Below are 12,992 nucleotides of genomic sequence, written 5' to 3'. Positions count from 1 at the left end.
TTTTTGCCGCCAGCCCATTTGTGCTTTTCTGAAACGCCCAGGCGTTTCAACGGTTCCAACAGCATCACCCAGTACTGCGCAACGTATAAACGCAAGCATCATCTCCCGGCGCCGGCGCCGGACAGGCAGAAAAGATGAAGCTTGCGTTTATCCGTTGCAGCCGCCGGGAACATCGGCGGATCCAACCTCTTTTGAGGAATTTTGCTTTCTGAGCTCGGAGCGACCATGACCTACTCCTACACCGAGAAAAAACGCATCCGCAAGAGTTTTGCCAAGCGTGCAAGCGTGCTCGACGTGCCGTTCTTGCTGGCCACCCAGCTGGAATCCTATACGGCCTTCCTGCAGGCGGAACTGCCCACCGCCAAGCGTCGCAATCAAGGGCTTCAGGCCGCTTTCGGCTCCATCTTCCCCATCGTTTCCCATTCCGGCAATGCCCGGCTGGAGTTCGTCAGCTACCAGCTGGCCGAGCCCGCCTTCGACGTCAAGGAATGTCAGCAACGGGGCCTGACCTTCGCCTCCGCCCTGCGCGCCAAGGTGCGTCTGGTGATCATGGACCGGGAAGCTCCGGATACCGTGAAGGAAGTGAAGGAGCAGGAAGTGTACATGGGCGAGATTCCGCTCATGACCACCACCGGTTCTTTCGTCATCAACGGTACCGAGCGGGTCATCGTCTCCCAGCTGCACCGTTCCCCCGGCGTGTTCTTCGAGCACGACCGCGGCAAGACCCATTCTTCCGGCAAGCTGCTGTTCTCCGCCCGCGTGATTCCCTACCGCGGTTCCTGGCTGGACTTCGAATTCGACCCGAAGGACATCCTCTTCTTCCGCGTTGACCGTCGCCGCAAGATGCCCGTCACCACCCTGCTCAAGGCCATCGGCCTGACCAACGAGCAGATCCTGGCCGGCTTCTTCGAATTCGACGACTTCAAGCTGCTGAAGAACGGCGCCGACTTCACCCTGGTGCCCGAGCGTCTGCGCGGCGAAACCGCCCGCTTCGATTTCTGCGACAAGGCCGGCAAGGTCATCGTGCCGAAGGACAAGCGCATCACCGCCAAGCACATCCGCGATCTGGACGCTGCCGGCATCAAGCACATCGCCGTGCCCGACGACTTCCTGGTCGGCCGCGTCATCGGCCACAACATCATCGACAAGGACAGCGGCGAAGTCATCGCCAATGCCAACGATGAAATCACCGAGTCCCTGCTGGCCAAGCTGCGGGAAGCCGGCGTGGCGGAATTCCAGACCCTGTACACCAACGATCTGGACCGTGGCGCCTTCATCTCCAACACCCTGCGTGCTGACGATACTGCCACCAAGCAGGCCGCCCGCGTCGCCATCTACCGCATGATGCGTCCCGGCGAGCCGCCCACCGAAGAAGCTGTGGAGATCCTCTTCAACGGTCTCTTCTACTCCGACGATCGCTACGATCTGTCCGGCGTGGGCCGCATGAAGTTCAACCGCCGCATCGGCCGTCCCGATGTGGTCGAGTACAAGGTCACCATCAAGAACGCTCCGCACAAGACCGAAGCGCTGGCCAAGGCCATCGCCGAGTTCACCGGCGCCAATCAGGGCACCGTCCAGGAAATCCTGAACGAGCTGCAGTATGGTTCCCGTGCCGCTGCCGAAAACCTGACCGAAGAAGCCGCCCACACCCTGGCCGCCCAACTGAAGGCCCTGGGCGCCAACGTCGAAGTGCGCGAGCAGCTGACCCTGTCGCCCCGCGACATCGTCGAATCCATCAAGCTGCTGGTGGAACTGCGCAACGGTCGCGGCGAAATCGACGACATCGATCACCTGGGCAACCGCCGCGTGCGTTCCGTCGGCGAACTGGCTGAGAACCAGTTCCGCGCCGGTCTGGTGCGCGTCGAGCGCGCCGTCAAGGAGCGCCTGTCCCAGGCCGAGTCTGACAACCTGATGCCCCACGACCTGATTAACGCCAAGCCGATCAGCGCCGCCATCAAGGAATTCTTCGGCTCCAGCCAGCTGTCCCAGTTCATGGACCAGACCAACCCCCTGTCCGAGATCACCCACAAGCGGCGCGTTTCCGCTCTGGGCCCTGGCGGTCTGACCCGCGAACGCGCCGGCTTCGAAGTGCGCGACGTGCATCCGACCCACTACGGCCGCGTCTGCCCGATCGAAACCCCGGAAGGTCCGAACATCGGCCTGATCAACTCCCTGGCCCTGTTCGCCCGCACAAACTCCTACGGTTTCCTGGAAACCCCCTACCGCAAGGTGGTGGACGGCAAGGTGACCGACCAGATCGAATACCTCTCCGCCATTGAAGAAGGCGCTTACGTGGTGGCCCAGGCCAACGCCGCCCTCGGTGCCGACGGTACCCTGGTGGACGAGCTGGTGACCTGCCGCGAAAAGGGTGAAACCATCCTGGCCGAACCGTCCCGCGTCCAGTACATGGACGTGGCCCCGGGCCAGATCGTTTCCGTCGCTGCTTCCCTGATCCCCTTCCTCGAGCACGACGATGCGAACCGGGCCCTGATGGGCGCCAACATGCAGCGTCAGGCCGTGCCCTGCCTGCGTCCGGAGAAGCCCCTGGTCGGTACCGGCATCGAACGCACCGTGGCCGTGGACTCCGGCACTGCCGTGCAGGCCCTGCGTGGCGGCGTGGTGGATTACGTGGATGCTTCCCGCGTCGTGGTCCGTGTGCATGACGATGAAACCGTGCCGGGCGAAGTCGGCGTGGACATCTACAACCTGACCAAGTACACCCGTTCCAACCAGAACACCAACATCAACCAGCGTCCGCTGGTGAAGATGGGCGACATCATCGCCAAGGGTGACGTGGTGGCCGACGGCGCTTCTACCGACAAGGGCGAACTTGCCCTCGGTCAGAACATGCTGATCGCCTTCATGCCCTGGAACGGCTACAACTTCGAAGACTCGATCCTGATCTCCGAGCGCGTGGTGGCGGAAGACCGCTACACCTCCATCCACATCGAAGAACTGACCGTGGTGGCCCGCGACACCAAGCTCGGACCCGAGGAAATCACCCGCGACATCGCCTCCCTGGGCGAAGTGCAGCTCTCCCGTCTGGACGAATCCGGTGTGGTTTACATCGGCGCCGAAGTGGAAGCCGGCGACGTGCTGGTGGGTAAGGTTACCCCCAAGGGCGAGACCCAGCTGACGCCGGAAGAAAAGCTGCTGCGCGCCATCTTCGGCGAGAAGGCCTCCGACGTTAAGGACACCTCCCTGCGCGTGCCGTCCGGTATCGCCGGCACCGTCATCGACGTGCAGGTGTTCACCCGCGAAGGTATCGAACGCGACAAGCGCGCCCAGTCCATCATCGACGACCATCTGCGCGGCTACAAGCAGGATCTGGCCGACCAGATGCGCATTGTGGAGCGTGATACCTTCGCTCGTGTCGGCCGCCTGATCACCGGCAAGCCGGCCAACGGCGGTCCGAAGAAGCTGGCCAAGGGCACTGTCGTGACCCAGGATTACCTGGACGGCATCGATCCCCACAACTGGTTCGACGTGCGCATGGCCGACGAGGAGGTCGCCCAGCAACTGGAACAGCTGAAGGAATCCCTGGAGCAGACCCGCAAGGACTTCGACATTGCCTTCGAAGAGAAGCGCAAGAAGCTGACCCAGGGCGACGAACTGCCCCCGGGCGTGCAGAAGATGGTCAAGGTCTACGTGGCCGTGAAGCGCCGCCTGCAGCCCGGCGACAAGATGGCCGGCCGCCACGGTAACAAGGGTGTGGTTTCCCGCATCGTGCCCGTGGAAGACATGCCCTACATGGCCGACGGCCGTCCCGTGGATATCGTGCTGAACCCCCTGGGTGTGCCGTCCCGGATGAACGTGGGCCAGATTCTGGAAGTGCACCTGGGCTGGGCCGCCAAGGGCCTGGGCTACAAGATCGGCGACATGCTGCAGGCCGGCGCCAAGGCTGCCGAAGTGCGCAAGTTCCTGGAAGAGATCTACAACTCCGAAGGCAAGAAGGAAAACCTGAACGAGCTGAACGACCAGGAAATCATGGAACTGGCCGGCAACCTGACCACCGGCGTGCCTTTCGCCACCCCGGTGTTCGACGGTGCCGACGAAGCCGAAATCAAGGCCATGCTGCGTCTCGCGGGCATGCCCGAATCCGGCCAGATCACCCTGCACGACGGCCGTACCGGCGACGCCTTCGAGCGTCAGGTGACGGTGGGCTACATGCATTACCTGAAGCTGCACCACCTGGTGGACGACAAGATGCACGCCCGTTCCACCGGCCCGTACAGCCTGGTGACCCAGCAGCCCCTGGGCGGTAAGGCCCAGTTCGGTGGCCAGCGCTTCGGTGAAATGGAAGTGTGGGCCCTGGAAGCCTACGGCGCCTCCTACGTGCTGCAGGAAATGCTGACCGTGAAGTCGGACGATGTGAATGGTCGTACCAAGGTTTACGAAAACATCGTCAAGGGCGAGCACAAGATCGATGCCGGCATGCCGGAATCCTTCAACGTGCTGGTGAAGGAAATCCGCTCCCTGGCGATCGACATCGACCTGGAACGGTACTGAACCGCCCCACGCAGCAAATTGGCCCGATACACGGAATTTTTGGATTCACACCCCGGTTGGAGTGAACAATGAAAGCACTGCTCGATCTGTTTAAGCAGGTAACCCAGGAAGAAGAATTCGACGCGATCACCATCAGTCTCGCGTCGCCGGACAAGATCCGGTCCTGGTCCTACGGCGAAGTTAAAAAGCCGGAAACCATCAACTACCGCACCTTCAAGCCGGAGCGTGACGGCCTGTTCTGCGCCAAGATCTTTGGCCCGATCAAGGACTACGAGTGCCTGTGCGGCAAGTACAAGCGCCTCAAGCATCGTGGCGTCATCTGCGAGAAGTGCGGCGTCGAAGTAACCCTGGCCAAGGTGCGCCGCGAGCGTATGGGCCACATCGAGCTGGCCAGCCCGACCGCCCACATCTGGTTCCTCAAGTCCTTGCCCAGCCGTCTTGGCATGGTGCTGGACATGACCCTGCGCGACATCGAGCGGGTCCTCTACTTCGAAGCCTACGTGGTGATCGAGCCCGGCATGACCTCCCTCAACCGGGGCCAGCTGCTGACCGAAGACGACTACCTGGCCAAGGTGGAAGAGTACGGTGACGACTTCATCGCCCTGATGGGTGCCGAGGCCGTGCGCGAACTGCTGCGTACCCTGGACCTGGATCACGAAGTCGAGCGTCTGCGCAGCGAACTGGAAACCACCGGTTCCGAAGCCAAGAACAAGAAGATCGCCAAGCGTCTGAAGATCCTCGAAGGCTTCCAGAAGTCCGGCATCAAGCCCGACTGGATGATCCTGGAAGTGCTGCCCGTGCTGCCCCCGGACCTGCGCCCGCTGGTACCCCTGGACGGCGGTCGTTTCGCCACTTCCGACCTGAACGACCTCTACCGTCGCGTCATTAACCGGAACAACCGTCTGAAGCGCCTGCTGGAGCTGAAGGCGCCGGAAATCATCGTGCGCAACGAAAAGCGCATGCTGCAGGAGTCCGTGGACTCCCTGCTGGACAACGGTCGCCGCGGCAAGGCCATGACCGGCGCCAACAAGCGCCCCCTGAAGTCCCTGGCCGACATGATCAAGGGCAAGGGCGGCCGCTTCCGTCAGAACCTGCTGGGCAAGCGGGTGGACTACTCCGGTCGTTCCGTGATCGTGGTGGGTCCCCAGCTCAAGCTGCACCAGTGCGGTCTGCCCAAGCTGATGGCCCTGGAGCTGTTCAAGCCCTTCATCTTCCACAAGCTGGAACTGATGGGCCTGGCAACCACCATCAAGCAGGCCAAGAAGATGGTCGAATCCCAGGAGCCCGTGGTGTGGGACATCCTGGAAGACGTCATCCGCGAACATCCGGTCATGCTGAACCGTGCGCCGACCCTGCACCGTCTGGGTATCCAGGCTTTCGAGCCGACCCTGATCGAAGGCAAGGCCATCCAGCTGCATCCCCTGGTGTGTGCCGCCTTCAACGCCGACTTTGACGGCGACCAGATGGCTGTCCACGTGCCCCTGTCCCTGGAAGCCCAGATGGAAGCCCGCACCCTGATGCTGGCCTCCAACAACGTGCTCTCCCCGGCCAACGGCGAACCGATCATCGTGCCGTCCCAGGATATCGTGCTGGGTCTGTACTACGCCACCCGCGACCGCATCAACGCCAAGGGCGAAGGCATGAACTTCGCTGACGTCAGCGAAGTGCTGCGGGCCGTGAATTCCGGCCTGGCCGACCTGCACGCCAAGGTTTCCGTGCGTCTGAAGGAATACGTGCGCGGCGAAAGCGGCGAGTGGGTGGAGAAGATCACCCGCTACAACACCACCTGCGGCCGTGCCATCCTTTCCGAGATCCTGCCCAAGGGCCTGCCTTTCAGCGTCATCGACAAGGCCCTGAAGAAGAAGGAAATCTCCAAGCTGATCAACACCTCCTTCCGCCGTTGCGGCCTGAAGGAAACGGTGGTGTTCGCCGACAAGCTGATGCAGAACGGCTACGCTCTTGCTACCCGTGCCGGCATCTCCTTCTGCTCCGACGACATGCGTGTGCCGACCGAAAAGCACACCATCATCGCCGAGGCCGAGAAGGAAGTTAAGGAAATCGAAACCCAATACACCAATGGTCTGGTGACCTTCGGTGAGCGCTACAACAAGGTCGTGGATATCTGGGGCCGTACCGGCGATCAGGTGGCCAAGGTCATGATGGAGCAGCTGGGTCATGAAGAGGTGGTGGACCGTCACGGCAAGACCGTGAAGCAGGAGTCCTTCAACTCCATCTACATGATGGCCGACTCCGGCGCCCGGGGTTCCGCGGCCCAGATTCGCCAGCTGGCCGGTATGCGGGGCCTGATGGCCAAGCCGGACGGCTCCATTATCGAAACGCCGATTACCACCAACTTCCGTGAAGGCCTGAACGTGCTTCAGTACTTCATCTCCACCCACGGTGCGCGGAAGGGTCTGGCTGATACGGCACTGAAGACCGCCAACTCCGGCTACCTGACCCGCCGTCTGGTGGATGTGACCCAGGATCTGGTGGTGACCGAGGACGATTGCGGCACCCAGAACGGCGTCACCATGAAGGCCCTGATCGAGGGCGGTGAGGTGATCGAGCCGCTGCGCGACCGTATTCTGGGCCGCGTGGTCGTGGCTGACGTGGTGAATCCGGAAAGCGAAGAAACCGTTATCGAAGCCGGTACCCTGGTGGACGAGGATCTGTGCGATCTGATCGACAAGCTGGGCATCGATGAAGTCAAGGTCCGTACCCCCCTGACCTGCGACACCCGTTACGGTCTGTGCGCCAAGTGCTACGGCCGCGATCTGGGCCGCGGTTCCCTGGTCAATGTGGGTGAGGCTGTCGGCGTCATCGCCGCCCAGTCCATCGGCGAACCGGGTACCCAGCTGACCATGCGGACCTTCCACGTCGGCGGTGCGGCTTCCCGTGCTGCCGTGGCCGACCGGGTCGATACCAAGTCCAACGGTGTGGTGCGCTTCACCGCCACCATGCGCTATGTGACCAACGTCAAGGGTGAGAAGATCGTCTTCACCCGTTCCGGCGAAGTGCTGGTGACCGACGACAACGGCCGCGAGCGCGAACGTCACAAGGTGCCCTACGGCGCCATCCTGACCGCCGATGACGGCCAGGTGGTGAAGGCCGGTGCCGTGCTGGCGACCTGGGATCCCCATACCCGTCCGATGATTACCGAGTACGCCGGTACCATCAAGTTCGAAAACGTGGAAGAAGGCTCCACCGTCGCCAAGCAGATCGACGATGTGACCGGCCTGTCCACCCTGGTGGTGATCGATCCCAAGCGCGGCGGCAAGGCCCAGGCCAAGGGCCTGCGTCCCCAGGTCAAGCTGCTGGACGAGAACGGCCAGGAAGTGAAGATGCATGGCACCGAACACGCCGTGACCATCACCTTCCAGGTGGGCTCCATCATCACCGTGGCCGACGGCCAGCAGGTGGGTGTCGGCGACGTGCTGGCGAAGATTCCCCAAGAATCCGCCAAGACCCGCGACATTACCGGCGGTCTGCCCCGTGTGGCAGAGCTGTTCGAAGCCCGTACGCCCAAGGATGTGGGCATGCTGGCCGAGTACACCGGTACCGTTTCCTTCGGCAAGGACACCAAGGGCAAGCAGCGTCTGGTCATCACCGATCTGGACGGTGTCGCCCACGAGTATCTGATCCTCAAGGACAAGCACGTCATGGTGCACGACGGTCAGGTGGTGAACAAGGGCGAGGTCATTGTGGACGGCGAGCCCGATCCCCATGAAATCCTCAAGCTCAAGGGTGTCGAAGCCCTGGCCCGCTACATCACCGATGAAGTGCAGGATGTGTACCGTCTGCAGGGCGTGAAGATCAACGACAAGCACATTGAAGTTATCGTGCGCCAGATGCTGCGTCGGGTCACCATCACCGAGCCGGGCGATACCCGCTTCATCAAGAGCGAACAGGTCGAACGTGCCGATGTGCTGGACGAGAACGATCGCGTCGTTGCCGAAGGCAAGCTGCCCGCCAGCTACGATTACATGCTGCTCGGTATCACCAAGGCCTCCTTGTCCACCGACTCCTTCATCTCCGCGGCTTCCTTCCAGGAAACCACCCGCGTGCTGACGGAAGCGGCCATCATGGGCAAGCGCGATGAACTGCGCGGCCTGAAGGAAAACGTCATCGTCGGCCGCCTGATTCCTGCCGGTACCGGTCTTGCCTACCACAATTCCCGTCGTCAGCAGGCTGCTGGCAACGACCAGGGCCTCGACCGGGTCCTGGGCGGGGAGGATGTGGCTGTCGAGGAAGTGCCTGCCGGCAACGACGCCGTCTGATCTTTGGGAAGCAACCGTTGACTCGAGGGTTGCTTCCCAATAAAATCTCGGGTCTTTTCGCGGCAAAGGCTAATCATTGCCTTTGTTTGGATAAAAAAATCGCTGAGGCGAGGCGGGCAGTCAGCCCGCTGTTTCAGTGTTTTGGCGGCAAAGCCGCCTAAATGAGGATTTGTTATGCCGACCATCAACCAACTCGTGCGCAAGCCCCGGGTGGCCGAAATTACCAAGAGCAAGGTTCCTGCTCTGGAAAAGTGCCCCCAGAAGCGTGGCGTGTGCACCCGTGTTTACACCACCACTCCGAAGAAGCCGAACTCCGCACTGCGTAAGGTGTGCAAGGTTCGTCTGACCAATGGCTTCGAAGTCATTTCCTACATCGGTGGTGAAGGCCACAACCTGCAGGAGCACTCCGTGGTCCTGATTCGCGGTGGTCGTGTGAAGGATTTGCCTGGTGTGCGTTACCACACCGTGCGCGGCTCCCTGGATACCCAGGGCGTCAAGGATCGTAAGCAGTCCCGTTCCAAGTACGGGGCCAAGCGTCCGAAGGCGGCCTAATCAGGTCGTTTTAGTAAGTGGCCGCCCCCACATGGGCGGCCATGTGTCATTTCTATTCCGGAAATGTCGCAACTGAATTGTGAACTAGTGAGGTTGTTATGCCCCGTCGTCGTGAAGTACCGAAACGCGACATCCTGCCCGATCCCAAGTTCGGCAGCGTGGATGTCTCCAAGTTTGTGAATGCCGTGATGCAAAGCGGCAAGAAGTCCGTGGCCGAGCGCATCGTCTACGGTGCCTTCGACCAGATTTCTTCCAAGTCCGGCAAGGATCCTCTGGAAGTGTTTGCCTCCGCCATCGCCAACGTGCGTCCCATGGTGGAAGTGAAGTCCCGTCGCGTCGGTGGTGCCAACTACCAGGTGCCCGTGGAAGTTCGTCCCGCCCGCCGTATGGCTCTGGCCATGCGTTGGCTGCGCGAGGCCGCCCGCAAGCGTTCCGAAAAGACCATGGGTCTGCGTCTGGCTGCCGAAATGCTGGAAGCGGCCGAAAACCGCGGCGGCGCCGTGAAGAAGCGTGACGAAGTGCATCGTATGGCCGAAGCCAACAAGGCCTTCGCCCACTACCGTTTCTAACCGTCTCCTGACAAACGTTTACAGCGAAGGTTACTAACGTGGCTCGCAAAACTCCCATCGAGCGCTACCGCAATATCGGTATTAGCGCTCACATTGACGCCGGTAAGACGACTACCACCGAGCGCATCCTGTACTACACCGGTGTGAACCACAAAATCGGTGAAGTGCACGACGGTGCTGCCACCATGGACTGGATGGAGCAGGAGCAGGAGCGTGGTATTACCATTACCTCCGCTGCTACCACTTGCTTCTGGAAGGGGATGGACAACTCCTTCCCCGAGCACCGCTTCAACATCATCGACACCCCGGGGCACGTGGACTTCACCATCGAGGTGGAGCGTTCCATGCGTGTGCTGGATGGTGCCTGCATGGTTTACTGTGCTGTGGGTGGCGTTCAGCCCCAGTCCGAGACCGTGTGGCGTCAGGCCAACAAGTACAAGGTGCCCCGTCTGGCTTTCGTGAACAAGATGGACCGCTCCGGTGCCAACTTCTTCAAGGTCGTCGAGCAGATGAAGGTCCGCCTGAAGGGCAATCCCGTGCCGATCGTGATTCCGATCGGTGCCGAAGATACCTTCACCGGCGTGGTCGATCTGATCAAGATGAAGGCCATCATCTGGGACGAAGCCTCCCAGGGTATGAAGTTCGAGTACAAGGACATTCCCGCTGATCTGGTCGAGACCGCCCAGACCTGGCGCGAACAGATGGTCGAGGCTGCTGCCGAGGCATCTGAAGAGCTGATGAACAAGTACCTGGAAGAGGGTGATCTGCCTGAGGCCGACATCCTGCTGGGTCTGCGTACTCGCACCATCAACTGCGAAATCCAGCCCATGCTGTGCGGTACCGCCTTCAAGAACAAGGGCGTGCAGCGCATGCTGGATGCTGTTATTCAGCTGCTGCCCTCCCCGGTGGATATTCCCCCCGTTGAAGGTGAAAAGGAAAACGGCGAGAAGGATTGCCGCGTTGCTTCCGACGACTCCAAGTTCTCCGCTCTGGCTTTCAAGCTGATGACCGACCCCTACGTCGGCCAGCTGACCTTCGTGCGCGTGTACTCCGGTGTCCTGACCTCCGGCTCCACCATTTACAACCCGATCAAGGGTCGTAAGGAACGCATCGGCCGCATCCTGCAGATGCACGCCAACAACCGCGAGGAAATCAAGGAAGTTCTGGCCGGCGACATCGCCGCCTGCGTGGGCCTGAAGGAAGTGACCACCGGTGAAACCCTGTGCGATCCGGATGCTCCGATCATTCTCGAGCGCATGGAATTCCCGGATCCCGTGATTCACGTGGCTGTCGAGCCCAAGACCAAGGCTGACCAGGAGAAGATGGGTATCGCCCTGAATCGTCTGGCCGCCGAAGATCCGTCCTTCCGCGTGCGTACCGACGAAGAATCCGGTCAGACCATCATTTCCGGTATGGGCGAACTGCACCTGGAAATTATCGTCGACCGCATGAAGCGCGAATTCAGCGTCGAAGCCAACGTGGGTGCTCCCCAGGTGGCCTACCGCGAATGCATCAAGAAGGCTGTCGAACAGGAAGGCAAGTTCGTCAAGCAGTCCGGCGGTCGTGGTCAGTACGGTCACGTCTGGCTCAAGATCGAGCCGAACGAAGCCGGCAAGGGCTACGAGTTTGTCGACGCCATCAAGGGCGGCACCGTGCCTCGCGAATTCATTCCCGCGGTGGACAAGGGTCTGCAAGACGCCATCTCCAGCGGTGTGCTGGCCGGCTTCCCGGTGGTCGACATCAAGTTCACCCTGTTCGACGGTTCCTACCACGACGTGGACTCCAACGAAAACGCATTCCGCATGGCTGCCTCCATGGCATTCAAGGAAGGTATGCGCAAGGCCCAGCCCACGCTGCTGGAGCCGATGATGGCCGTTGTCGTTGAAACCCCGGAAGACTACATGGGTAACGTCATGGGCGACCTGTCCGGTCGTCGCGGCATCGTCCAGGGTATGGATGATCTGCCCGGCGGCATCAAGGAAGTGAAGGCTGAAGTGCCCCTGGCCGAGATGTTCGGCTACGCCACCCAGCTGCGCTCCCTGACCCAGGGTCGTGCGACCTACTCCATGGAGTTCAAGCACTACTCCGAGGCGCCGAAGAACGTCGCCGAAGCCGTGATTAACAAGAAGTAATCGAATTTTTGCGAATTGAGGAATTGAAAGATGGCCAAGGAAAAGTTTGAACGTACGAAGCCGCACGTTAATGTGGGCACCATCGGTCACGTTGACCACGGTAAGACCACGCTGACTGCTGCTATCACCACCATTCTGTCCAAGAAGTTCGGTGGCGAAGCCAAGGCTTACGACCAGATCGACGCTGCGCCCGAAGAAAAGGCCCGCGGTATCACCATCAACACCGCTCACGTCGAGTACGAAACCGCCACCCGTCACTACGCTCACGTGGATTGCCCGGGTCACGCCGACTACGTGAAGAACATGATTACCGGTGCCGCCCAGATGGACGGCGCCATTCTGGTCTGTTCCGCCGCTGACGGCCCCATGCCCCAGACCCGCGAGCACATCCTGCTGGCCCGTCAGGTGGGCGTGCCCTACATCATCGTGTTCCTGAACAAGTGCGACATGGTGGACGACGCCGAACTGCTGGAACTGGTCGAAATGGAAGTGCGCGAGCTGCTCTCCAAGTACGACTTCCCCGGCGACGACATCCCCATCGTCAAGGGCTCCGCCCTGAAGGCTCTGGAAGGTGACCAGTCCGACATCGGCGAACCCGCCATCCTGGCCCTGGCCGACGCTCTGGACAGCTACATCCCCACCCCCGAGCGGGCTGTGGACAAGCCCTTCCTGCTGCCCATCGAAGACGTGTTCTCCATCTCCGGCCGCGGTACCGTGGTGACCGGTCGTGTCGAGCGCGGCATCGTCAAGGTCGGCGAAGAAATCGAAATCGTGGGTATCAAGCCCACCACCAAGACCACCTGCACCGGCGTGGAAATGTTCCGCAAGCTGCTGGACCAAGGTCAGGCTGGTGACAACGTGGGCGTGCTGCTGCGCGGCACCAAGCGTGAAGAAGTCGAGCGCGGCCAAGTGCTGGCCAAGCCCGGTTCCATCACCCCCCACACCCACTTCAC

6 protein-coding genes are annotated in these 12,992 nt (G+C 61.2%); all 6 read left to right on the top strand.

The features are described 5' to 3' along the window. The first annotated feature begins 225 nt into the window (after positions 1 to 225). The gene (gene rpoB, locus AC1RTA_RS07645; protein WP_492784404.1) at positions 226 to 4,509 is read left to right on the top strand and encodes a DNA-directed RNA polymerase subunit beta; all 4,284 of its coding nucleotides are present in this window, start codon (positions 226 to 228) and stop codon (positions 4,507 to 4,509) included. 68 nt (positions 4,510 to 4,577) lie between these two features. Beyond that, positions 4,578 to 8,786 (top strand): DNA-directed RNA polymerase subunit beta', encoded by a 4,209-nt coding sequence (rpoC, locus tag AC1RTA_RS07640; protein ID WP_014235485.1) that lies wholly within the window; start codon positions 4,578 to 4,580, stop codon positions 8,784 to 8,786. A 174-nt stretch (positions 8,787 to 8,960) separates the two neighbouring features. Then, positions 8,961 to 9,338 (top strand): 30S ribosomal protein S12, encoded by a 378-nt coding sequence (rpsL, locus tag AC1RTA_RS07635; RefSeq protein WP_014235484.1) that lies wholly within the window; start codon positions 8,961 to 8,963, stop codon positions 9,336 to 9,338. A 98-nt stretch (positions 9,339 to 9,436) separates the two neighbouring features. Next, the gene (gene rpsG, locus AC1RTA_RS07630) at positions 9,437 to 9,907 is read left to right on the top strand and encodes a 30S ribosomal protein S7 (RefSeq protein WP_014235483.1); all 471 of its coding nucleotides are present in this window, start codon (positions 9,437 to 9,439) and stop codon (positions 9,905 to 9,907) included. Positions 9,908 to 9,945: 38 nt separating this feature from the next. Further along, positions 9,946 to 12,039: an elongation factor G gene (fusA, locus tag AC1RTA_RS07625; RefSeq protein WP_014235482.1), complete on the top strand. Its 2,094-nt coding sequence runs from the start codon at positions 9,946 to 9,948 to the stop codon at positions 12,037 to 12,039. A gap of 30 nt (positions 12,040 to 12,069) precedes the next feature. Beyond that, on the top strand, positions 12,070 to 12,992 hold a 923-nt coding region (gene tuf / locus AC1RTA_RS07620; RefSeq protein WP_492784403.1), incomplete at its 3' end, for an elongation factor Tu.

Source organism: Azospira sp. MPR-E4, from assembly GCF_058809645.1.
The sequence above is the reverse complement of the archived record's forward strand: the minus strand, read 5'-3'. Positions and strand labels throughout refer to the sequence as shown.